This window comes from Rhodopseudomonas pseudopalustris, assembly GCF_900110435.1.
Classification (GTDB): domain Bacteria; phylum Pseudomonadota; class Alphaproteobacteria; order Rhizobiales; family Xanthobacteraceae; genus Rhodopseudomonas; species Rhodopseudomonas pseudopalustris.
Window position 1 is genome coordinate 424,230 of record NZ_FODT01000001.1, and the last position, 23,231, is coordinate 447,460.

The 23,231-nt window shown below is 59.2% G+C and carries 18 protein-coding genes; 5 read left to right on the top strand and 13 right to left on the bottom strand.

All coding sequences use genetic code 11. The annotated features are described in order from the left end of the window. Nucleotides 1-537: 537 nt before the first annotated feature. The 3 genes from BMY71_RS02005 to BMY71_RS02015 are packed head-to-tail and all read left to right on the top strand — an operon-like array spanning nt 538 to nt 2,306. A complete protein-coding gene (locus BMY71_RS02005; protein WP_049760728.1) occupies nt 538-1,485 on the top strand; it encodes a TerC family protein in 948 nt (315 codons plus the stop codon). Further along, a complete protein-coding gene (locus BMY71_RS02010) occupies nt 1,485-1,784 on the top strand; it encodes a TFIIB-type zinc ribbon-containing protein (protein WP_041805059.1) in 300 nt (99 codons plus the stop codon). The genes BMY71_RS02005 and BMY71_RS02010 overlap by 1 nt, the downstream gene beginning before the upstream one ends. 54 nt (nt 1,785-1,838) lie before the next feature. After that, a complete protein-coding gene (locus BMY71_RS02015; RefSeq protein ID WP_011500491.1) occupies nt 1,839-2,306 on the top strand; it encodes a tellurite resistance TerB family protein in 468 nt (155 codons plus the stop codon). A 283-nt stretch (nt 2,307-2,589) separates the two neighbouring features. On the opposite strand, the gene BMY71_RS02020 is transcribed toward BMY71_RS02015, so the two are convergent. The 11 genes from BMY71_RS02020 to BMY71_RS02070 all read right to left on the bottom strand — a co-directional run bounded on the left by BMY71_RS02020 (nt 2,590) and on the right by BMY71_RS02070 (nt 16,414). Further along, on the bottom strand, nt 2,590-4,161 hold the full coding sequence (locus BMY71_RS02020; protein WP_092681713.1) for an aldehyde dehydrogenase (NADP(+)): 1,572 nt from the start codon (nt 4,159-4,161) through the stop codon (nt 2,590-2,592). Nucleotides 4,162-4,220: 59 nt separating this feature from the next. After that, nucleotides 4,221-5,279 (bottom strand): acyl-CoA dehydrogenase family protein, encoded by a 1,059-nt coding sequence (locus tag BMY71_RS02025; RefSeq protein WP_175557588.1) that lies wholly within the window; start codon nt 5,277-5,279, stop codon nt 4,221-4,223. Next, nucleotides 5,276-6,430, bottom strand: a complete 1,155-nt coding sequence (locus BMY71_RS02030; RefSeq protein WP_092681367.1) for an acyl-CoA dehydrogenase family protein — start codon at nt 6,428-6,430, stop codon at nt 5,276-5,278. The genes BMY71_RS02025 and BMY71_RS02030 overlap by 4 nt, the downstream gene beginning before the upstream one ends. 70 nt (nt 6,431-6,500) lie before the next feature. Further along, nucleotides 6,501-7,337, bottom strand: a complete 837-nt coding sequence (locus tag BMY71_RS02035; protein WP_092681369.1) for an enoyl-CoA hydratase-related protein — start codon at nt 7,335-7,337, stop codon at nt 6,501-6,503. Between the two features lie 19 nt (nt 7,338-7,356). Further along, nucleotides 7,357-8,574 (bottom strand): CaiB/BaiF CoA transferase family protein, encoded by a 1,218-nt coding sequence (locus BMY71_RS02040; protein WP_092681371.1) that lies wholly within the window; start codon nt 8,572-8,574, stop codon nt 7,357-7,359. Between the two features lie 57 nt (nt 8,575-8,631). Next, nucleotides 8,632-9,336 (bottom strand): ABC transporter ATP-binding protein, encoded by a 705-nt coding sequence (locus BMY71_RS02045; protein ID WP_092681373.1) that lies wholly within the window; start codon nt 9,334-9,336, stop codon nt 8,632-8,634. Then, nucleotides 9,323-11,077 (bottom strand): branched-chain amino acid ABC transporter ATP-binding protein/permease, encoded by a 1,755-nt coding sequence (locus tag BMY71_RS02050; protein WP_430715311.1) that lies wholly within the window; start codon nt 11,075-11,077, stop codon nt 9,323-9,325. Before BMY71_RS02050 ends, BMY71_RS02045 begins: the two co-directional genes overlap by 14 nt. 53 nt (nt 11,078-11,130) lie before the next feature. Then, nucleotides 11,131-12,018 carry a branched-chain amino acid ABC transporter permease gene (locus BMY71_RS02055; protein ID WP_092681375.1) on the bottom strand — a complete coding sequence of 296 codons (888 nt, stop codon included), beginning with the start codon at nt 12,016-12,018 and terminating at the stop codon, nt 11,131-11,133. A gap of 60 nt (nt 12,019-12,078) precedes the next feature. Continuing rightward, nucleotides 12,079-13,281 carry an ABC transporter substrate-binding protein gene (locus BMY71_RS02060; protein WP_092681715.1) on the bottom strand — a complete coding sequence of 401 codons (1,203 nt, stop codon included), beginning with the start codon at nt 13,279-13,281 and terminating at the stop codon, nt 12,079-12,081. Nucleotides 13,282-13,414: 133 nt separating this feature from the next. Continuing rightward, the gene (locus BMY71_RS02065) at nt 13,415-15,169 is read right to left on the bottom strand and encodes a GMC family oxidoreductase (RefSeq protein WP_092681377.1); all 1,755 of its coding nucleotides are present in this window, start codon (nt 15,167-15,169) and stop codon (nt 13,415-13,417) included. Between the two features lie 21 nt (nt 15,170-15,190). Continuing rightward, a complete protein-coding gene (locus BMY71_RS02070) occupies nt 15,191-16,414 on the bottom strand; it encodes an amidohydrolase family protein (protein WP_092681379.1) in 1,224 nt (407 codons plus the stop codon). 153 nt (nt 16,415-16,567) lie between these two features. Between BMY71_RS02070 and BMY71_RS02075 the strand changes: the two genes are divergently transcribed. Next, nucleotides 16,568-17,485, top strand: coding sequence for a LysR family transcriptional regulator (locus BMY71_RS02075; protein WP_092681381.1), 918 nt, complete (start codon nt 16,568-16,570; stop codon nt 17,483-17,485). Between the two features lie 647 nt (nt 17,486-18,132). On the opposite strand, the gene BMY71_RS02085 is transcribed toward BMY71_RS02075, so the two are convergent. Further along, a complete protein-coding gene (locus BMY71_RS02085; protein ID WP_092681385.1) occupies nt 18,133-18,423 on the bottom strand; it encodes a hypothetical protein in 291 nt (96 codons plus the stop codon). Nucleotides 18,424-19,328: 905 nt separating this feature from the next. Continuing rightward, nucleotides 19,329-20,147: a helix-turn-helix transcriptional regulator gene (locus tag BMY71_RS02090; RefSeq protein WP_244525958.1), complete on the bottom strand. Its 819-nt coding sequence runs from the start codon at nt 20,145-20,147 to the stop codon at nt 19,329-19,331. Nucleotides 20,148-21,058: 911 nt separating this feature from the next. On the opposite strand from BMY71_RS02090, the gene BMY71_RS02095 reads away from it, so the two are divergent. After that, complete coding sequence (locus BMY71_RS02095) at nt 21,059-23,125, top strand: HAMP domain-containing methyl-accepting chemotaxis protein (RefSeq protein WP_175557599.1); 2,067 nt, start codon at nt 21,059-21,061, stop codon at nt 23,123-23,125. Nucleotides 23,126-23,231 lie beyond the last annotated feature (106 nt).

Genomic DNA, 23,231 nt, shown 5'->3' on the forward strand with positions numbered 1-23,231 from the left:
GAAACGGCCGATGCAGGCGATGGCGTCGTCTGGAGACAGATGTCGACCACGTCGATCCGTGATCTCGGCTGGTTCGGCCGCGACTTCTCGCACGCGTCGACGATGTGTCCCGGCGCAGCGGCCCACAGGACGATGTCGCGGTGCGGGTGCGATGAAACTGGTAACTGCATTTTTTTGGCGCGCGCTGTGAGGCGTCCAACCTTCGAGCGGCGAATGGCCGCATTCCGCGAAAGTCGATGCGACTGATTGTTCGGCGGCGCGCTCCGTCGATGCAAGCAATTGAGATTGCCGAATAATCCACGTGGGCGCCAACCTCACAGGCGGTCGAACCAGGCCCTTGCGCAAAAAGTTGGTAGCTCACATATTGTCGACGCGGGCCGGGCCCCTCTGGCGACCCTGATGGTCGTGATGTCGGACCGCATCGAGTGCGCTCGATGCCCGGGGTCCGACCAGTTTTCCCGATCGAGCTGCACTCCCTGACAAGGAGGCGGCATTTTGGACTTCTTACTTCTCGAATGGCTCGGCAAGCCCGCTTGGATGTGGTTGGGCTTTCTGGCGATCGTCGGCCTGCTGCTGGCGTTCGATCTCGGCGTCCTGCATCGCAAGCAGAAAGAGATCGAGGTCGGCGAAAGTCTCGCGCTGTCCGCGGGCTATATCGCACTCGGCACGGCGTTCGCCGGTTTGGTCTGGTGGCAACTCGGCGAAACCGCCGGCATCCAGTATCTGACAGGCTTCGTCGTCGAGAAGAGCCTTGCGCTCGACAACGTCTTCGTCATCGCGCTGATCTTCGGCTTCTTCGCCGTGCCTCGCAAGTATCAGCACCGCGTGCTGTTCTGGGGCATTCTCGGCGTGATCGTGCTGCGGGCCATCATGATCGGCATCGGCGCTACGCTGGTCGCGGAGTTCGCGTGGGTGCTCTACCTGTTCGCCGCGTTTCTGATCCTGACCGGAATCAAGATGCTCGTGATCGGCGACAAGGAGACCGACCTCGCCAAGAATCCGGTTCTCAGGTTCATCCGCCGCCGGTTCCGTGTCACCGACGCGCTGCATGGCGAGCGCTTCTTCGTCAAGCTGCCCGACCCCAAGACGGGGCAGCTTGTGCGCTATATGACGCCGCTCTGTCTCGCGCTGATCCTGATCGAGATTGCCGATGTGATCTTCGCGGTCGATTCGGTGCCGGCGGTGTTCGCGATCACCTCCGATCCCTACATCGTCTACACCTCGAACATCTTCGCGATCCTGGGCCTGCGTGCGCTCTACTTCGCGCTGGCGGCGGTGCTTCACCGCTTCGCTTACCTCAAGCAGGCGCTGGCCGTGCTGCTGATCTTCATCGGCGCCAAGATCTTCGTCGCCGACCTGCTCGGACTCGAGAAGTTTCCGGCCGCCTGGTCGCTCGGCGCCACCTTCGCGATCCTCGCCGCCGGCATCGCCTATTCGCTGTGGCGCACGCGCAACCCTGCCCCTCACCTCAAAGGAGAAACATGATGCCGCTTTTGTTGTGCCCGAACGACAATGGATCGATGCAGACCGTGCAGCGGTCCGGAGTCGAGTTCGACATCTGCCCGACCTGCCGCGGCGTCTGGCTGGATCGCGGCGAACTCGAAAAACTTCTGGCGGTGTCGCGCAGCGACGATTCAGGCGACGCGCAAGCCCACGCTCAGCCCGTGCGCGACGCGTTCAACGCGCGACCGGCGCCGCGATCCGAAGGTCGGCGCGAGTGGGATGACGATGACGATTATGGGCGCAAGAGGCGGCGCTCGAGCATCTTCGACATCTTCGACTGATCCGCCCCCTCCCCGATCCGAGCCCCGAACATCTCAAGTTGAAAGGAACTGACCATGCCCAATCGACGTTCCCCTGGCCGCCCCTCCGAACGCCTCCTGGAAGACTTCGGAGACGAGGTTCAACAAGCGCAGAACGAACACCTGATGGAAGGCATCGTCGCAGGCTGCGCGCTCGTCGCCTACGCTGATGGCTGGGTGACGCCAGAGGAGCATGATCGGATGCTGAGCTTGATCCGGGGGTTCGAGCCCATCACTGCATTTGGCCTCGACGAGGTCACCGCGACCTTCGAGGCGTTGACCAAGCGGTTTGCGACCGACCAAAGGGACGGTGAAGCGGCCGCGTTCGCCGCTGTCGCACGGGTCAAGGGCGCGGCCCGCTACCCCGCATTGCTGGTCGGGGTGTGCTGCGCGATCGCCGCCGCCGATGGCGGCTTCGATGCCGAGGAGCGCAAGGCAGCGCTTCGAATCTGCGAGGTGCTTGGGCTCGATCCGACCGAATTCGATCTCGCCGACGCGCCGTGAGATCAGGCCGTGTCGACGCCAAACCGGCGCGAACATCTGATGCGGCTGATCGGCCGCGTCATAAAGGTTTTATTGGAGTTGCGACTCACACAACCAAGCCTGCCCCTGATCTGGATACGCAAGTATTCTCTTGACGGGCGCCGAGCCGCCTTCTTCCGCGAGCGCGATATTAGCCTAACCGGGGAACTCTCGTTCCGATTGGTCCAGACTTCTTAATGTCGACAAGATCGTTTCAGCCATTCGGCTACTAAGCCGAGCCCAGACCGATGCTCTTCCCCACCCTCTAGCTTAGGAAGCCATTCTGGCGACTCTTCAATTTCAACGGATTGTCGTTCTGGATTGCCTGAGGCTGCAATTCGACAGGAAAATCCTGGTAAGCGACGGGACGCAGGAACCGTTCAATCGCAAGGCTTCCGATCGATGACGTACGCCCGTCTGATGTCGCCGGATACGGGCCTCCATGCACGATAGCGTGCCCGACCTCCACGCCTGTTCCGAACCCATTGATGATTAAGCGCCCCGCCAGAGTCTCGAGATGTGAAAGCAGATCTCTGGCACGATCGTAATCCACTGGATCAACATGCAGTGCCGTCGTCAACTGTCCCTCGAGCGACTGCAACACGCGCTTCACCTCTGCCCAGTCCTTGGCCGCTACCACCAGCGATACCGGGCCAAAAATCTCATCCTGCAGGCCACGATCGAACAGAAACGCTTCCGCTGTTGTTTTGAAAAGCGCGGCTCTGGCAAATGCGCCGTTTCCTGCCGCTCCTTCTGCGACCAATCGCACCGCCTGATGCGAACGGAGTCGGTCGACTCCCTTGCAATAGGCCGAATGAATTCCACTGGTTAGCATCGGCGCGGGCGAGGTCGTTGACAGCGTCTCTGACGCTCCGCTTAGAAATTCGGAAAGGCCCTTCCCCTCGACTGCAACGACCAAGCCTGGATTCGTGCAGAACTGGCCGACGCCAAGCGTAAGCGCGCTCGCGAATGCGCGGCCGATCGTAGCGCCTCGCGTTGCCAGCGCATTGGGAAAGATAATGACGGGATTAACAGCACTCATCTCGGCAAACACCGGAATAGGGCGCTTGCGGGCGGCAGCAATTTTCATCAACGCCTCGCCGCCAGCACGTGAGCCGGTGAAGCCCACGGCAGCGATCGCCTCATGGGCGACAAGGGATTGCCCAATAGCATATCCGGGATCGAACAGTAGCGCGAATACGCCAGGCGGCAGATCACAGACTTCAACGGCCTTTTGTATCGCTCGGCCAACCAACTCGGACGTCCCCGGATGCGCCGAATGAGCCTTGACCACGACCGGGCACCCGGCTGCTAGTGCGGACGCGGTGTCGTTTCCGGCAACGGACACGGCAAGAGGGAAGTTGCTTGCGCCAAATACGGCAACGGGTCCCAGCGCGATATTACGCGTCCTGATGTCAGGCCGCGGAAGCGGTTTACGATCTGGCATTGAGGGGTCAATGCGGACGCCTAGGAAGCTGCCCTCACTGACAACATCTGCAAAGAGTTGCAACTGATAAACCGTCCTAGCGCATTCGCCTTCGACACGAGCACGCGGAAGCCCCGATTCGGCGATGCAACGCTCGATCAACTTGTCGTCAAGCTCGGCAATGTTCTGCGCGATCAGCTTGAGGAATTTTGCACGGCGCTCAAGCGACGTCTCGCGGTAAGTTGTGAACGCCTCCGCAGCAAGGTTTGCCGCCTCCTCCAGATCTTGCTCCGATGCGCCCCCGAACTCGCCCGGGAGCAACTCGCCGGACGATGGGTTGTTGACGCGAACGACGCCATTTAAACCGCGGCGAGAGAACCCGCCAATGAGATTCTCACCTTTGACTTCTATCGAACTCAACGACAACTCCAACTGAGAGTGTAGGACACCGTCACATCGAGGCTGGGCGTCTAGCCCAGCTCGGTGATATTTGCCCAGATATCCCCATCACGATCACGCATATCGCGCCCAATCCGGGCATACCACACATGCTCATTTCCGTACTCCTCGCGCCAGCACCACAGACGCCGGGTGAATACGTGCAACAGACACTCCCGCGTGAAGCCCATGGCGCCATAACACTGATGGACAACATCCGTGACAGCTCTTACGGCCTCGCTCGCGCGCCCTTTTGCGCATTCCGATAGAAACGTAAATGATGGCGCATCCCACGCCTCGGCGGCGGCGCGCGAAATCGTGGTCGCGGCTGCAACCTGCGCCGCCGCCTGTGCAATCATGTGCTGCACAGCCTGAAACTTCGCCAGTTGTCGGCCGAACTGACTGCGCTCCTGCGTATAGGCAATCGTCATTTCCAGCGCCTTGTTCATTGCCCCCGCTATCTGATTAGCGTGCAGCAAAGCGCTGACATGCAAGATTCGGTCGCGGCCGAACGGGAGGGAGTAAGTCGTCATCGACGCATTTGACGTCACGCAAATCCGATCGCGAGGCTCGTCGGCGGCGTTCGATCCAGGACTGATCGTGGCGGAATTGGCAGTCGGAATAACTGTGAGTAGGCTGCCTCCGTCTGCATCGCTTGCCGGCAACAGCAGATGCGTCGCAAATCGGGCCGACGGCACGCCTTCGACAGCGATCGTCGCAGGTTGGTCGCTACCGATCTTCGGTGCCGCATTGCTGTCTGCTGCACTGAGGACCAGGATTGGAATCGCTCTGTCGGGCAGAGCCACGCCCGCGACGCCACAAAGCCAGTAGCCGACCGCAACCTCGATCAAAGGAAGATAAGACGCCGCGTATCCGCTTTCGAACGCCAGTTCGCACATATCTCCAAAATCCCCCCCGACGCCGCCAAGCTCTTCCGGCAGCGCTACGCGAGGCACCCCAAGTTCGGCCAGGTCCCGCCAGTCTGTCGTCTCCAGGGATGAATGTGGTTGCGCCTCCCATTTCTCGCGTGAAGAAACGTCGGCGAGAAAACGCCGACAAGTTTCCTTCATGAATTCGCGCATCTCGCTCATCTCAGACCCAGCTCCCTCGCAATCATGCCTCGCAAAATTTCTCGCGCACCACCGCGAATGCTCCATGAGGGCGCACGCATGATGCCTTGCGTCACTGCGTTGGTGAAACTGTCAATCGTCGCGCCGCGCGCCAGCGAGACCGATACGAGATCGCGCGCCAGTTCCGGCACTTCGCGTTCGAAAACCGCGCCCAGATCCTTAACCAGCGCCGCCTGCAGCGAGGCGGGTTGCTTAGCTTCGATCAAAGACGACACGCCCATAGACATCCGCCGGAGGGTGGCGAGATGTGCAATCATCCGTCCAATTTCCGACTCGGCATCATGACCGTTTCCGCTCAGCGAGAGGCGGGTTTCGAGCGCCTGCAACAACTGGAAACTCGTGAGCAATCGGTCCGGTCCGCTCCGTTCAAAAACCAACTCCGAGAGGACGACCCCCCATCCCTTGTCGATCTCTCCCAACACGTAGTCGTCGGGAACGAAGCAGTTGATAAAGACCTCCTCAGCAAACTCGGCATCGTTGTTTAGGTCGTAGATCGGCCGGACCTCGACGCCCGGGGACTGCATGTCGACGATGAATTGCGTAAAACCTTCGTGCCTCTGCTCCGCCTTGGCCGAAGTCCGCGCGAGAACGAGAAGATAGTCGGTCTTGTTTCCGTTCGTCGTCCAGATTTTGCTGCCATTCAGCAGCCATCCGCCGTCCACTTTGCGCGCCGATGTCCGCGCTGCAGCCAGATCCGAGCCGGCGTTAGGCTCGCTGACGCCGATACCGAAATAGCAGGTACCGGCAATGATGCGCGGCAACAGTTCATTCTTGGCGCTCGCGCTGCCATAGTGAACGATTTGCATGGCGCTCTGGCGTTCGGCCATCCAGTGGGCGCCGACCGGCGCTCCTGCAGCGAGGAGTTCTTCCATAATGGCATGACGAACGGAAAACGACTTGCCGCCGCCGCCGAACTCACAAGGAAGGCTGACGCCGATGAAGCCGGCAGCTCCAAGTTTCCGCGAGAAGTCCCGATCGAACGTTGTCCAGGAACTCATGAGCGGGTCGAAACTACCCGCTCGCACCTCGTTTTCGAGGAATGCGCGCAGGCGCATCCTCTCCGAATGAGCCTCTTTGTCAGCCTTCGGCTGAGGAAATTCAATAGACTGCATCAGTTCTCTCGATCTTTGGTCCGCACGTGCATCACGTTCATTGCCGTTCGACAAAGCCCGCCATACTCAATCAAACCAATTGCTTGTCCCGACTAAGGGACAGGCCTGCGTATTGGGGGACGCGTTTCTCGGCGAAGCTGGCGACTGCTTCCTGGAAATCGTTGCCTTGGCGGCTCTCTTCGATGTGGATCCGCGCGCGCTTGACCGCTTCATCATAACCACACAGGACACTGTCCCAAACCTGCGATTTAATGCGACGCATTGCGTCGGGCGAACAGACCGTCGTCATCTCCTGCAGATTTGACAGCACCGCAGATTCGAAATCATCATCGTCGTATATCGACGTTATCAAGCCGATGTTGTGGCCGTGTTCGGCCGTCAGGGTACGGCCGGTCAATAGCAAGTCCATGGCGGCAGACGCGCCAATCAGGCGTGGCAGCAGCAGCGCAACGCCCTCCTCTGCAGCCAGACCTAGTCTGGAAAAGGAGAGGGCAAGCTTGGCTCCGCTTCGGGCGACCCGCAAATCGCAGCTCAAAGCCAGGGTGATACCGACGCCCACTGCGGCGCCATTCAGCGCCGCCACGATGGGCTTTGGCGACAAGGAAAAGTAGCTGAAGCGACCGATATATGGCGCCGCCGTCGAGTCCGCGCGCCTCAGCAGATCGGCCTGCTTCTCGTAATAGTTGCCTTCCTTCACAGCGCGCAGATCCGCGCCTGCACAGAACGCCTTGCCAGCCCCGGTGATTACAATAACCCGAACAGACGGGTCTGCATTCGCGGCCTCCACGGCGTCGCGAAGGGCGGCCTCCATATCCGGCGTCATCGCGTTCATGCGCTCGGGCCGGGACAACCGCATTACGGCGACGCTCTCGCGCCGTTCTACACTCAAGTCTCGATCTACAAACATCGTCCTACCACCTCTGTCGTTAGGCGCGATCACTGGCAACTTGACCGCTCTTCACGATCTGATTTCCGTTCAGCGCGTCGATCTCGCTGTCCGTAAAGCCCGCCTCAACCAGCACCTCCCGCGTGTGCTCCCCGAGCGCCGGCGCATGTCGACGCAAAGTCCAGCGCACTTCACTGTCGCGAACACCGCTTCGGCACACGCGATAAGCGCCCTCCGTCGGGTGCTCGAGACGCTGAAACATTTCCACCGCAATCAGATGCTCCTCCTCCAGTAATTCTCCAAGTCTGCTTACCCGGCTCGCCGGAATCTGTTTCTCCTGACAGAACGCGATCCATTCAGCAGCCGTCTTCAGCGGTGTTATCGTTTCGACGACACGATAGAGACCGTCGATGTTCAGCGCCCGATCCGCCAGCGTCGCATAGCGTTTGTCCGTGATGAGATGCTCCTGTCCTCCCACCGCAAGAAAATCCATCCAGTTCCGATTGGTATAGGGAAGCAGGCAGACATAGCCGTCGGATGTCGGAAACGGCTTGCGCATCGGACTGACGCTGCGCGCCCAGCCGAAGTCGCCAAGCGGCGGATCGAAGGTCGCACTTGCGAAATTCTCCGCCAGATTGAACGCCACCATCGTCTCGTACATGGGAACTTCAATCTCGCATCCGGTTCCGGTGGTTGCCTTGCGGAAAGCAGCACCGGAGATGGCAAGGGCAGCCGCCTGTCCGACAACCTTATCGCAGATCATGGAGGGAACGTAAGCCGGGCGCCCCGTCGTCAGCCGAGACAGATCAGCCAGACCGGATGCGGCCTGGATCACATCGTCATAGGCCGGGTCCTCGCGTCTCGGCCCATCCTCGCCGAAACCGACCGTCCGACAAACGATTATTTCGTGTTTCATTTCACGCAGGGTCTCATAGTCCAGGCCCAGCCGCACCGCCACCGCTGGCCGGAAATTGTGTAGTACGACGTCGGCTTTCCTCACCAAGCGCGCCAATACATCCGACGCGCCTGCCTGTTTGAGATCAAGAACGATGCCGCGCTTGTTTCTGTGCAGCGATAGAAACAGCCCGCTGAATTCCGAAGAACGCTGCGGCCGATAGAACCGAACAAGATCGCCTCCCGGCGGCTCAACTTTGATGACATCAGCTCCCATGTCCGACAGGAGTTGCGTGGCATAAGGCCCCATCACAACCGTGCTGAAATCCAGAATTCGAAGACCGCTGAGAAACGGTTGGCTCATGATCGTCCTCCCAACATCGACCGAAACGCGGTCGGGCGTCTGTGGCCATCTCAGGTTCTAAAGACCCAAATAGGCTTGACGAACGTGATCGTTCCGGATCAGCGCATCTGCCGTATCCGACAACACGATCCGGCCATTCTCAAGAACGTAGCCGCGGTCCGCACATTTCAGTGTGTTGTACACGTTCTGCTCGACGATCAGGACTGTGACGCCGGTCGCGACGATCTTCCCGATCAGATCAAACACCTGCGAAACGACGAGCGGCGCCAGACCGAGCGAGGGTTCGTCGAACATCAGTAGTTTCGGCTGAGCCATCAATCCGCGTGCGATGGCGACCATCTGCTGCTCACCGCCGGACAGCGAGACCACCTTCTGATGTAGGCGATCCTGCAAGCGGGGAAACAGGTCGAGCACCTGTTCGAGAACGGCACTTTGTCGTGGCCGGGCAGCCTTCCGGTACGCACCCATCAGAAGATTCTCGCCGACGGTCATATCGGGAAACAGCTGACGGCCTTCCGGAATAAGGATCACACCGAGGTCGACGACGTCATGCGACGACAGCTTCGTCACATCCTGTCCCTCGAACTTGATTGATCCCCTGGTCGGCTGCAGTAGCCCGACGATCGTCCGCAGGGTGGTCGTCTTGCCGGCGCCGTTTGCACCGACGATGGTTACGACTTCTCCCCGATTGATCTCCAGCGACACGTCATCGAGGATCGTCGTCGCGCCGTAACCCGCGCTAACCCCCTCAAGCCTGAGCATCGGCGAACTCCTTTCCAAGGTACGCCTCGACCACGGTCGGGTCCTTGACGACCTCGCGGGGAGCTCCTTCGGCGATGATTACTCCGGAATTGAGTACGATCACCCGATCCGACAGTGACATGACGGCCTGCATCACGTGTTCGATCGCAATGATGCTTACGCCGCCGTCCCTCACCTTCAGGATGAGATCGATCGCACGACGGACGTCCGTCTGATTGATTCCTGCCATCACCTCATCCAGCAGCAGAATCCTGGGCTTCATGGCCAGCACACGCGCGACCTCGAGCCGCTTCAAGCCGCCAACCGTGAGCCCGCGCGCCTCGGCGTGTAACCATGGCCCAAGCTGCATACGATCGGCCGTCTCGCGCGCAACCTCACGCGCCTCACGCACATCAGCGAAGCGATGGAACGCGCCGACCATGATGTTCTCCTCGACCGTCATCGCGGCGAAGGGCTGGGCGATCTGGAAGGTGCGTCCTATGCCGATGGCCGCGAAGTCGGCTGGCGTCGACGGGTTGCGCCAAACGCCATCCCTGTCGCGAACTGACACCGATCCGCTATCGGGCGCCAGAAATCCGGATAGCTGGTTGAACAGCGTCGTCTTGCCGGCGCCGTTCGGTCCGATCAACCCAAGGATTTCGCCCTCCCGCAAATTGAAGCTGACATTGTTGGTGACACGGAGACCGCCGAAGCTTTTTTCCAAATGCTCAACGCGCATTATCTCAGCTTTACTCTCCACCGGCACGGCCGCCGGCGCTGACGTCGCCGACACGCCAGGACGATCGACCTGCGGATCATCTGACGTTTGCGGTTTCCCTCGCGGCAGCAACCCCATCAAGCCGCTCGGCATGAAGAGCGCAACCAGCATCAGGACCAACCCGTAGACGAAGCCATGCAGACCCGCGGCATGCGCACCAAGCCATCCGCGTGCTAGTTCGGAAATCGGCACAAGAATTACAGCGCCGAGCAGCGGGCCAACCACTGTGCCGAGCCCACCGACCAGCGCAAACATCACGATTTGGATCGACGTCGTCAGCGAAAACGCTGCGGCAGGCTCGATGAAGCTAAGATAGATCGCATGGAAGGTGCCGACCAGCGATGTCAACGCAGCTGATACGGCGACAGCAATGAGACGCACCTTTACGGTGTTGACCCCAGCAGCGTTTGCGGCGGACTCCCGCTCGCGTGTCGCGATGAGGTAGAAGCCAATCCGATGCGAGTGGATCCACCAGGATACGATAAGCGTCAGCAGGACCAACCCAAACGCGATAAGGAGCTGAGGTAGCCTTTCCTGGAACACCATCCATTCCAGGCCGATCTTGAGGGGAATCATTGCCCCGGTGGCACCGCCTGTGAACTCCTTCCAGTGCAAAGCCAGCGCACGAAACACTTCCAGGAACGCGATGGTTGCAAGCGCGAAGAACGGCCCCTTGAGCCGGAAGCACGGATAGCTGATAGCAATTGCTACAACCACGGAAACCGCAGCCCCGACAAATAGCCCGATCCACGGGCTGACGCCGAGATTCATGAGAATGATCCCGGCGTATGAGCCGATTCCGTAGAAGATGGTATGACCAAGCGACAGCTGTCCTGCAAAACCGCCGACGATGTTCCAAGCCGACGAAAGCGCAGCGAATATGCATATCGTGATGAAGATGTGATAGACGAACTGATCGTCCATCGAGACCGGTACGATCAGGAGCGCGCACAGCAACGATGCAAGCAACACCTTGTAGAGCAATGAGAATCGCACCGCTGACTCTTTATGTGGGTTTGAAGACAACGACATAGCGGTCATTGGGACACATGGGAGAGGTTCAGGCGCGCACTGAAAAGACCCGTCGGCTTGACGATCAGAAGCAGGAGGAAAACGCCGAAAACAGCGATTTCGCGGAGGTCTGACCCTAGATAGAAGCCTGCAAAGCTATCGATAAGACCGATGATCATCGCACCGACGAACGCGCCACCGATCGAGCCTAGGCCGCCCAAGACGACGACGACGAAGCACGTCAATGCGAAGTATGTCCCGATGCTTGGCGATGACGGATAGAGTGGCGCAACCGCTACTGCCGCAACGCCGACGCACGCGGATCCAACCCCAAATGTGAGGACGAATATCCAGTTGACGTTGATGCCCATAATCTGGGCCGCCGCCCTGTTCTGCGCGACAGCGCGGACAGCGCGGCCAGTCTGCGAGCGAGACAGGAACAGCTGCAGAGCCAACACGACAACGATGGACAGCACGAAGATCAACAACTGACCGATCAACACACGAACAGGCCCGAGTTCGACGGAGGTTCGCAGGCCGTGAGGCGGCGTACTGGCGACGTCGGCGCCGAAAACCAGGAGCGCCAGATTGATCAACGCCGTCGACAGACCGACCGTTGCAAGAATCTGGATATGATCGTCCTGCGCTGACATCAACGGCTGTATAAGGAGCTTCTGGGTCAATGCGCCCAAACAAAACAGGATTGGAACGACCAGCACGATGGTCGCATAAGGATGAATGCCAACGGCATTGGTCAGCACATATGTGAGATACATTCCGATCATGAGAAACTCTCCATGAGCGAAATTGATAACCTTGATGATGCCGAATATCAGCGTCAGTCCGACGCTAACGATCGCGTAAAGCGCACCAAGCATGATTCCGTTGGCGATGATTTGCCAGAACGTATCCACGTCTTCCTCCCGAGTCGGAGGTTGCCAGCGACTTGGCGTCGCCGGCAACCTTTCGATATCTTACTTAGCGAACTTCATCGGACTGATTGCGATCGTGTCCGGAAACACCGTGACCAGCTCGCCACCTTGCCATTGCATGCCGCTCATTCGCGCACGCAAATTCTGATTTTCATCATCGAACTTGACTCCGAAGCCGACTGCGGTCGCCCCATCCGGAACATCGAGCTTCTTGATTTCCGAAACGACCATCTTGGCGTTCAGATCATCGAGCTTGCTCATCGATTCAAGAATAGCTTTCGCACCGAAGTAGTTGACGAGCGAATGACCGGACCGCGGCAGCGTTCCATATTTGGCCTGATATGCTGCGACAAATTCCCTCAGACCCGGCGTTCCCTCCATGCTCATTTTGAATTGCGGGAAATCGACGACGAGAACGCCCTCCATCGTCGCCTGACCAACGGCCTCGAGCGTAGGCTGCATGGAGTATCCACCGCCGGCGCCAATAATGGCCTTCGGCTTGAACCCTGCTTCCCTGGCCTGCTGCAGGAACAGCGTCGTATCGTTCTGAAAAGAGTTTTGAAGGACGACATCGACGCCGCGCTGTTTCAGGTCAAGGACGATGGACGACATGTCGATGGTCGCCGGAGAATAGGACTGAACGCTGACGAGGTTGAGACCCGCTCCGACGACCAGCCGCTTCTGATGGGCGGCAACGGAAGAGCCATAGCTGCCGTCCTCGTGAATAACGGCCACCTTGATGTCTCTCGGCGCTCGGCCCAAATCCGGCGCAATCTTCTCCGTGATAATTTTGACCTCGAGGCGAGCCATATCCTCAGAGGTCGGATTGGTACGGAACAGATAGTTCATTTTACGTGTCGTGACTTCATCGGCGACCGCGCCAAGCTCGAAGTATGGAATTTGCGAAAGCTCGGCCACTTGGCTAGCGGCGATCGAACGCGCCGACGAGTAGGATCCGAAAATCGCCTTAACACGCTCGCGCGAGATCAACCTTCGCGCTTCGCCAACCGCCTGATTGTTGTCGACGGCATCGCCGCGTTCCAGGATGATCTTCTCACCCTTCAGCCCACCCTTCTTGTTTACTTCATCGACCGCAATCTCGAGGCCGCGTGCACTCTCCTGCCCAAGCAGCGCAAGCTGGCCACTGAAGGGATAGAGAGCGCCGACCTTGACATCGGCATAGGCCGCTGGCGCGGCTACGAGCGCGGAAGTGAAAAGAAGCCCCGCTAACTGTGTCGATCTGATTTTATTGCCCAAGTATTCCTCCTATTGTTTTATTGAGCTATTGAAGCGATGGTACAGACTCGCGGCTCGCGCACAGCGCTAATATCGTTGGATTGACGATCAAACGAGCGAGACCAAAATCTCGTTCTGAAGATCATGCAGGACACTTTCCTGCTCCCTGTCCGCGCCACTGCGTCAGGATTGCGTCGCTCATCTTCTCTGCGATCATGATCGTCGGAATATTCGTGTTTGCGCGAGGAACGGCAGGCATGATCGAAGCATCGATGACTCGCAGACCATCGACGCCATGAACTCGTCCGTCCGAGGCGACAACCGCTTCGTTATCGTCGAACCGTCCCATCCGGCACGTACCAGACGCATGCCAGACCCCGTGAACAGCCCCGCGAACGAACTGCTCAAGAACGTCGTCGTCGGCTAGCACGTGCTCGATCTGCGGTCCCTCGACGACCAGCCGGCGAAGGAGCTGCCGCCTGAACCAGTGCGGACCGTCCAGGCAACTCGCCAGAATGGATGTCAGAACCTTGTTCTTGGTGGTCACCCGATTGAGGTCGCGGACGCGTTCGCTGTAGCTCGACGGGAACGTGTCGGACGTGACGGCCTGCATCTGCGGCGTTTCGAACAGCCGTCCTGCAAAACGAACGGCCAGCTTCAGGCGTTCGAGATCGCGGTAGTCTGACAGCATGTCGAAATTGACGTCAGGCTCGGCGGCGGGATCGGACGTCGACAGCGTCACTCGTCCGCGCGAGTACGATTTGTTGACGAACGCAACCAGCGAGCCCAACTGCTTGCCGACCGGATGCCAGCCACTCTTGCTGAGGCCGAACATATACATGTCACTCGGTCCGCAATCCTGCACACCCGAACTGTAACGCAGGGCAACATGAATGTGCCGTGTCAGGCTATTCGGAAGGCGCGCGAATGGCTTTATCCAACCGGACAGCGACAATGCCGGATGCTCGTTCAGATTCCGACCGACTCCCGACCGGTCCGCCATCACGGACACGCCGATCTTTTGCAGGTCCCCGCCCGGCCCGATGCCCGCGCGCATGAGCAGCGCAGGAGAATGAATCGCGCCGGCCGAAACGATAGTTTCACGCGCGGAGATCCGGACGGGCCCCGCGGCCGTATTGGCTTCAGCACCGCGCACCGTATGTCCCTCGACGACCAGTCGCTGGACCGTGACGTTGGTGAGGATCGTGAGATTCTTGCGCTGGCGGGTGCTGTTGTCTAGATACGCAGTCGAAGCCGAAACGCGGCGGTCGTACGCGTTTGAGATCGAAATCGGAAAGTAGCCATCGGTGAACTGAGCATTCTGATCTTGCAGCGCTTCGTAGCCTGCGCCGGCAAAGGAGTCCGCGACCGATTTTGAAAAATCGGGCCAGACATTGCGCTGGATTCGGCGGACCGGAATTCGACCGTCCTTGCCGTGAAGCGGACCAGTGAAGTCCATGTCCCGTTCGAGCTTGATGAAATATGGCAGAACGTCCGACCACGACCAGCCGGACGCTCCCTGTGCCTCCCACTCGTCATAGTCGAGCGGAATGCCGCGATTTGCCTGCATGTCGTTGATGCTTGATCCACCGCCGATTACACGCGCCTGTTCATAGCGCGTGATCCGGGACGGCAACTGCGGCTGGTTATGCGGCGGGCTGGTGATGGCAACCTTGAGATTGGACCATGTGTTCTTCGGATCGAAATAGGCTGCCCGCGGATAGCTGCTGAGGAGGTCCGGCTCGACCTGATCAGGCGGCTGATCACGCCCGGCTTCGACCAGCAGCACGCGCACGCCGAAGTCCGACGACAGCCGATGTGCCAGCACGCAACCTGCCGAACCACCTCCGATGATGAGGAAATCGCATTCCAAGACGGGCACGCTATCTGCTGACATCGTCCAAGCATTCACTTCTTGTCAGGCAACTATGCCGAGCTCATTGAGGATCGTTCTGTCGAACATCCCCTGGCGAATCAGATCGCCGGATGAGAAATGGACAACGCCACGCGCCACAACTGTTTCGATATTGAGGTCGTCATCCAGGAATACAAGATCCGCATCCGCGCCACGGGCGAGCTTGCCCTTGCTCGACAGGCCAGCGATCGCTGCGGGATTGCTCGTTACCGGTCCGAGAGCCTCGGCGATATCCACGCCTTCCTCACGCACCCATCGCTTCCATACGGCATGCAGCGAGCGCACCGGCATATAGTTCGCAACCTTCGGCTTGTTCTCGCCAGCCTCTTCTTTCGGGGGCGCGCCATTGCCGTCGGAGCTCATCGTGATCCGGCTTGCCGGCACTCCAGCCGCCCGGAGAATTCCGTATGCCTTTGACGGCAGAGTCGCGCGTGAGAAATTGTTCTCCGGCGAGTAGTTCGCGCCAATATCGACATATCCGCCGCGCTTACCCCAATCGATGGCATCGCTCATGTAACCATCAGTCTGGTTGACGTGAGAGGGTAGGAACTGAGTGATCGGAAGCCCTGTGCGATCGACAATGTCGAATACTGGGCGCAACACCTGCTTGAGATAAGGGGGAACCTGAAGGCACAAATAACCCGACTTACCCGACAAGCGACCGGCAAGGAGGCTCTCCGTCGCAGCCTTGGCGATGTACTGGGCGCCGGCGCCGAAGCTGTCATAACCATAACCCAGTTCGGAGATCGAAATCTCTCCGACGCCAATGATCTCATTGACGTAAGCTAAGTCGGTGCGGATGCGCCCGGTCAGCGTGGGGATCGGATGCTCTAGCGTCGCCCCGGTGACGCAATAGGCGCTGATGCCATCCTGGATGAAGGCCTTCGTCTTCGCAACCAGCGACGCCATATTCTTCGTCGTGGCGTCGAAGCCCAGCATGCCAATCACACTTGTGATGCCCGCGCGAACCAGCTGGCTGGTCTGCAGCTCCGGCGCGCGGCTTGCAAAGCCAAGGCCACCGCCACCGCCGAGGACATGGACGTGATTATCGACAAAGCCGGGGCAGACCACTTTTCCCGCCGCGTCGATTTCAGTCAGTTCGATTCCGCTCGCCTTGAAAGTTCCACGGTCCACGATGTCCACGATCCGCTCAGAGCTAATCACGATGTCCTTTTCGCCCAGACACTGGGGCGCGAACACCTTTGCGTTGCGAATGACTGTAACCAACTAATCCACTCCAATTTGCTCGCGAGCGTAGAGACGCGCTCAACGTCTCGCGTTGGACGTCGTGCGGGGCGTTCTCCCTTGATGTCCATTGACTAGAACAGCCTCCGCTCGTAAATCAAATTAAATAAACAACTCAATCCACAAGGCGCACTTATGAATCTTCGACAGATCCGCGCGTTTCTCCTCGTTGCGAAATATCGAAGCTTTACGCGCGCAGCAGACGAGCTTGGACTTACGCAAGCAGCTGTAAGCTTGATGATACGGGAGTTCGAAGCGGGCATTGGCATGCCCGTATTTGCACGATCGACACGGTCAATTCACATCACCCCCGTTGGCCAAGGCCTTCAGCCCGAACTCGAACGAATCCTTAGCGATCTCGACAAGGTCTTTTCGGCGGTGAGCGCGTCTATCAGCATTCGGAAAGGAAATGTCCGCGTCGCGTCGCTGTCATCAATTGCCGTTCGCCTTTTGCCCAGCACCATCGCCAGGTGCAGGCAACAGCATCCGGCGATCTCCATTTCAATTCGCGACGACACCAGCGCCAAAGTGCTGGAGCAGGTGAAGAGCGCAGCGGCAGACTTCGGGATCAGTACCAACGATGCGCCCTCAACAGAGATCGATTTCACCCCGCTCTTTTCGGAAAAATTCTCGGTCGTCTGCAGCCGGGCCCATCCTTTTGCGAAACTGCATAGCATTGGATGGGGAAAACTGTGCGAAACGCCATATATTGGCATGACTGAAGAAACAGGTATTGGGCGCTTGATTGGTCAGATCGAGCAACGGCAATCGCGCAATCTGAATACTGTGATCCAAGTATCGCAGCTTTCCACTGTCTTGGGCCAGCTAGAGGAAAATCTTGGAGTAGCGCTGTTGCCCGAGACAGCCAAACCGTCACCACGGCATCACGCGCTAACATCGATTCCTCTTTCAGGCCTCAATATAGTTCGCAGTATTGGGATTTTGCGCCGAGTGGACCGTCCACTTTCGCCCGCCGCCAGCGCGGTCGCAGACGCGATCGCTATCGTTGTACGAAATCGATTTGAGGAGACCAACATCCAGGTTCTCACGTAGATTGGGGAGGCTGCAGAGCCCCGCGCGGCGGCATAATCCTCTACGCGTAGCATCGAGCACTCAGGCGATCGCTACGAGCGCCAATCCAACGTCCAGGCGCAGAACCTATGACGCACACTTTCTCCCACAGAGGCAATCTCGCCGGCACCGGAAGCGGTTGAGCAACTTGGCCGATTCATGCGGGAGCAGATCGCCGATAGCGGGGCTCCGTGCCGGAAGGCCAAATTTCGGGCCGTGGTCGATCGGATCGAAGTGGACGAGAACACCGTCCGGATCATCAGAGACCGCGCGACGCTCGAACAGGTCACCGCACTAAACCGACCCTGTGGCCAGGGTTGCAGCTCTGTCGGCAAATGGCGCACCTAACAGAACTACGAATTCCTCAAAGTTACTAGATAGCCCTGGCTCGAGCATGGTGCAAACAGCGGTCAAGTTATGAAACGCCGCGGTGCCGCGCTGAAACAACTCTGTCAAAGTCCGGCACCTATTTGAACCACGCGCAGATTGTTCGTCGTGCCAGTTTTGGCGAAGGGAATCCCGCTCGGTCATCCCCTTTCGACCAATTTCAAGACGGTGCCGTGCGGGCCGAGCCGCTCAGGCACCGCCCTATTCTTCACCCCGGACCTGCACAGAATGGCCAGGCGATACTACTCGGTAGTTGCGCTGAAGCACGTCGTAGGCCGGCGCGCGCACGGACTCTTGATCTCGGCTTGCCGTGAGCTCCTTCGCAACGAAGCACTGCCGCGGATCAGCGCCACCGCGAGCAGACGCTTGGTGTAAGGATGCGTCGGGTTCTCGGACACCGCTTCGCGCGAACCGATTTTGACGATCTCCGAGATACAAGAGGCGACCCGGTGGCTGACCCGCTCGACCACCTGACCACCATCCTCTTCGATTTGGCCACACGCCAGCTCCCGCATAAGCGAGGTGACAGCCATCGTGGCCCGTAACATCGATCCGATGGAACACGCCATCCTTTCGTTCTGCGCATTCAATACAGGCCGCAGACAGCGGCCATCAAGGAAACAGAACGATTGCTAAGCGAGACCACCCCGGTATCCGATGGCGCGCCGTTTCGGTGAGGCGTGGAGTGGACGGCGCCTACATTCGGCGCCCAAGCGACGCTGTAAGATTCGAGTGACTATCCCGTCAATCATCAACGCGGCAGATAGTGCCGGCTATGGAGCTCCGTTTCGAAAGGCCAATTCTCGGTCCGTGATCGATCAGATTGAAGCGGACGACCACGCCGTCCGGATCATCCCAGGCAGCGCCGCGCGCGAACAGGTCCTCGCAGGAAAAACGTCCATGCGACCAGTGTCGCAGTCTGTCCGCAAATGGCGCGCCATTCAGAACAAAACTGCGAACTCGTATGTTATTGAAATAGCGCTACAATTCTGCAGGTGTTACCCGTTCCGGGTTCCTCGCGGTTATGGCCAAGTTCACGGGCGATAGGCTGCAGTCGGTTGAACAGCGGACATCTGCCCGCAATTGAGCTTCGCCGCTCGTGAGCCATAGCAGACTCAATGTATGAGGTTTACTTTGTCGTAGAGACCAAGGCCCCCTCCTGTCTGAGAGTGGCGACTCGGACGCGACCACCAGCGGCGCTGTCGACCCGACCAGCCGCGTGCAGCGGGGCGCTTCCACACAGTCTTGCATTGCGGTCCTGGCCGACCCAAACGCAGCTCAGGCCATCGGGTAGCAATGACGATATTCTTGCTGTCGGCGCCGACCTTACAGATCACCCTTCGCAACGGGACGCCAGAAGTGGTGCGGTCGTGGAAGCGAAATCCTGACGTCGTCGCGATAAGCGTAATCGCAGTCACCAAGCCGCGATGTCGCGGGATCAACTTCGAGTGCGGCGATATGCCAGTGGCGTGCGACCCGTCGCCTTCCGAAACGCTGACACGAAATGGCTCGATTCACTGAAACCCAGCATGTTCGATATCTTGCCAATCGGGAACGCTGTCGTTGATAGCAGCGTCTTGGCCTGTTCCATCCTCATATGGCGATGATATCGGATTGGAGACAAGCCGTACTTCTTCTGGAAGGCGCGGACAAACGAGAATGCCGGCATGTCGACGGACGTCGCAAGCATTCCGAGATCGATGGTGCCACAGATGTGATCCCGCATCAGTTGCAGTGCTCGGTCGAGGTCAGGATCCAGACCGCGAGATCGAACCGCCATGCTGGTGCAGTAGCGCGCTGTCGAATAGTGGGAAACGACCCTCCCGGCCATCAAGATCGCTGCTTCTTCGGCGAAGGCACGGCTCGTGGGCCGGGGATCATTGATGTTTTCGACTACTTCTCTGCCGAGGGAGACCAGGAACGGGTCGTCCGTGCCCAGCATTGGATCTTCCATTTCGATATCGATCGAATGAGAATGGATCGCCGAGCCGATCGCGCGCGCCGTCTCCTCCGCGAAGAATACTTTCAGAAATTTGACGGTGCTACTCGCCGAAACGCTCGCCGATAGGGTGGCGTTGGCTGGCGCGACGCGAAATCGCCCGCTCTGAAGCGGGCCGGTTCTTATGGTGGTTTCACCGCAGAGCAAAGTCATGTCGTCCACAGGCGTCAACACCATCGATAGTTCGCAGAAGGCTTTGGTGGAGAGAGACATCTCTCTTTGAACAACGCCCGGCCAGTCGATAGACCAGTATCCCACCTCGATCTTTCTTTGAGACCATGACCTGATCGCGGATCGGGGGGGCCTCCCGACCTGTTCGCTTGCACGGTCCACCGCAGACACCCTCTTCGGTTCGGCCAATGCAGTTCTCCAGTTCGAGTCGAATCGGCGACGCAATATTGTTAGCTCCCGACATCGTTCTAGTGATTGCCCCCAATCAATCCGGATCAGGCTCGATTTCCCGGAGCACGACCAGAAACCGCATCGCCTGTCCGGATGCCGAACGAGCGAATCTGCGAGTGAAAGTTGTTTTCATTCCTGTGGGTCCAGCTCGTTCTCCCGCAGTCCGATGAACGGTGGCGCTCTACGCGTTGGCTGCTGATCTGCCGCCCCGAGATCGAAGACATCATCCCGGGCAGGTCGTTTTCCTGGACGTTCCAGCCGGGACGAATGACCGGCGAATCAATCGCGGCCAGCGGCATGAAGGGTGGTAGCAAGTGCCGCGATCGGTGCGGCGAATAGCGGAGCACCTCACCGCGTTCAATTGTCAGATCGATATGACGAAAATATCGCAAGAGACGCGCTGGACGACGCAGATCAACCCGCGCCGGCAATGCACGGCAATAAGAATTAGCAAGAACGCAAGTTATACGCGCCAATCTCAACATCCGACAGTTTGGTTCGAAATGATTCTTTCACGGGGACGCTTGGCCGCCTGAGCGGGGCCGGATCGACACACTGTTCGGATGGACGACAAACGGTCGGCGTCGGCCTGTAGCAAACAACGACTCCGTCCTTCGAGCTCCCCAGTGCAAGTTTCCTCCGTCCGTGCAGGAGTTCCTCCGGCCATACTGTTCAATGAAGTACTTCGCTTGTCGTTGTCGCGCCGACCGGGATCGCGGCCAGGTCTGAATGAGTGGGCATCAGAAGCTATCGACGGGAATCCTGAAATGACCATCAAAACCACGCGCAGCTCCGAACCGCGAACGTCCGGATTATTGGACTTGTTCACCAACAGGAAAATCGGCACCAAGGTCGCGGTCGGATTTGTTCTGATCCAGGTCCTGATGGTGGTTCTCGCCGTCCTGAATTATTTCTCATTCGAAAATGTCAGGCAGGCCTTTGTGGCGCTCGACCAGCGCGTGCAGGTCGTGGGCATCGTCCGCGACGTCGATCGCGGCTTCACCGCCTTTCGTCGGTTCGTGCGCGAATACAGCCTCACCGGTGACGAAGCGCTGATCCACGAGGCCGAGAGCCGGCAGAACGCCCTACGGGAGAGCATCGCGCAGGGCCTGAAGGAGATCCACGATCCGTCTCGCTTGGCCAAGATGAGGGAGATCAGTCAGACATTCGAAGCGTACACCACGTCGTTCGCAGACGTGATCCGGATGCGTCGCGAGCAGAGCACGCTGATCCGAGAGGTGCTGGATCCCACCGGTCAGAAGGCACGGCTCAAGCTCGAGCAACTTCAAGCAGCGACTACGGCCGAGGTGGGCGGAGAGACCACTTCGCTCCTCGTCGCGGAGGCGGTGAAGCAACTGCTACTGTTGAGAATCGATGTCAACAAGGTGCTGGGTCGTCACGACCAGGCCGCCGCGGACGCCGCGGAGAAGGCCTTGGTCGACCTCAGGGGAGCGATGTCGGCGCTGAAGATTGCGATCGGTTTATCGGCCGGCCGCAAGCAAATCGGCGAGATCGAGGTCGACATCAAGAACTACGCGGATGCTTATCAAAAGGCCTCGCGCGTCGCTCACGAGGTCGAAGTGCTGGTCAATGGCGCGATGCCGAAAGTCGCGACGGTGATCGCGGACGGTGCGGCGAGCATCAAGCAGTCCGGGATTGCCGACCAGCAGATGATCGCCAAGAACACCGAAGCATTGCTCGACGACACCAAGAGCCAAATCCTGATCATCACAGTCGGTGCGGTGGCAATAGGCCTGGTGCTCGCCTGGCTGATCGGCCGCGCAATCTCCCGTCCGATCATTCGGATGTCGGGTGCAATGAAGGAATTAGCCGGCGGGAATCTTCGCGTCGATGTCCCAGGCTCTGGCCGCCTCGACGAGATCGGCTTAATGGCGTGCACAGTCGAGGTGTTCAAGCGCAACGCTCTTGAAGTGGAACGTTTGAAGACCGAGCAAGAAGAAGCGGAGAGCCGGGTCGCTGCCGAACATAAGGCGGAGATGCATCGGCTTGCCGACAATTTTGAAGGCGCAGTCGGTGAGATTATTCAGACCGTGACCTCGGCGTCCACCGAGCTCGAAGCTTCCGCGGGGTCGCTGACCACGACCGCGGACCGTTCTCAGCAGCTTGCCACGACTGTGGCAGCGGCATCCGAACAGGCTTCCGCCAACGTCCAGTCGGTGGCGTCCGCGACCGAGGAGATGGCGTCGTCGATATCCGAGATCAGCCGTCAGGTGCAGACTTCGGCGCGGATCGCGGGCGAGGCTGTCGATCAGGCCCGCAAGACCAACGATCGCATCGGTCAACTTGCCGACGCAGCGAATCGGATCGGCGACGTCGTCGATCTGATCAACACCATCGCCGGCCAGACCAATCTGCTGGCGCTCAACGCCACCATCGAGGCAGCCCGCGCCGGCGACGCCGGCCGCGGCTTCGCGGTCGTGGCTCAGGAGGTCAAGGCGCTCGCCGAGCAGACGGCCAAGGCCACCGGGGAGATCAGCCAGCAAGTTTCCGGAATGCAGGCCGCGACCCAGGATTCGGTCGGGGCCATCCGGGAGATCGGCGGTACCATCGAGCGGATGTCGGAGATCGCCTCGACGATCGCCTCCGCGGTGGAGGAACAGGGCGCGGCCACGCAGGAGATCTCCCGCAACGTGCAGCAGGCCGCGCAAGGCACCCAGCAGGTCTCGTCGAACATCTGCGATGTTCAGCGGGGCGCCACTGAGACCGGTTCGGCGTCGACCCAAGTGCTGGCGGCTGTGCAATCGCTGTCGCGGGACAGCAACCGGCTCAAGGACGAGGTCACCCGTTTCGTGGAGACGGTGCGAGCGGCGTGAGGGGGTTGGGAGCGGCGTCGATGCGTCAATCGACCGTCGTCGGATATTTGTGAAGCCGAGGTGTCGAGATGTCGCAAGATAGCCGCCCAAACCGCCGAACTCTCGC

What these genes read in the sequence shown, in the direction of transcription:
- BMY71_RS02005 (WP_049760728.1), top strand. Translation starts at nt 538, where the DNA reads ATGTGGTTGGGCTTTCTGGCGATCGTCGGCCTGCTGCTGGCGTTCGAT.
- BMY71_RS02025 (WP_175557588.1), bottom strand. Translation starts at nt 5,279, where the DNA reads ATGAGCGAGATGCGCGAATTCATGAAGGAAACTTGTCGGCGTTTTCTC.
- BMY71_RS02015 (WP_011500491.1), top strand. Translation starts at nt 1,839, where the DNA reads ATGCCCAATCGACGTTCCCCTGGCCGCCCCTCCGAACGCCTCCTGGAA.
- BMY71_RS02045 (WP_092681373.1), bottom strand. Translation starts at nt 9,336, where the DNA reads ATGCTCAGGCTTGAGGGGGTTAGCGCGGGTTACGGCGCGACGACGATC.
- BMY71_RS02075 (WP_092681381.1), top strand. Translation starts at nt 16,568, where the DNA reads ATGAATCTTCGACAGATCCGCGCGTTTCTCCTCGTTGCGAAATATCGA.
- BMY71_RS02030 (WP_092681367.1), bottom strand. Translation starts at nt 6,430, where the DNA reads ATGCAGTCTATTGAATTTCCTCAGCCGAAGGCTGACAAAGAGGCTCAT.
- BMY71_RS02035 (WP_092681369.1), bottom strand. Translation starts at nt 7,337, where the DNA reads ATGTTTGTAGATCGAGACTTGAGTGTAGAACGGCGCGAGAGCGTCGCC.
- BMY71_RS02010 (WP_041805059.1), top strand. Translation starts at nt 1,485, where the DNA reads ATGCCGCTTTTGTTGTGCCCGAACGACAATGGATCGATGCAGACCGTG.
- BMY71_RS02040 (WP_092681371.1), bottom strand. Translation starts at nt 8,574, where the DNA reads ATGAGCCAACCGTTTCTCAGCGGTCTTCGAATTCTGGATTTCAGCACG.
- BMY71_RS02065 (WP_092681377.1), bottom strand. Translation starts at nt 15,169, where the DNA reads ATGTCAGCAGATAGCGTGCCCGTCTTGGAATGCGATTTCCTCATCATC.
- BMY71_RS02085 (WP_092681385.1), bottom strand. Translation starts at nt 18,423, where the DNA reads ATGGCTGTCACCTCGCTTATGCGGGAGCTGGCGTGTGGCCAAATCGAA.
- BMY71_RS02095 (WP_175557599.1), top strand. Translation starts at nt 21,059, where the DNA reads ATGACCATCAAAACCACGCGCAGCTCCGAACCGCGAACGTCCGGATTA.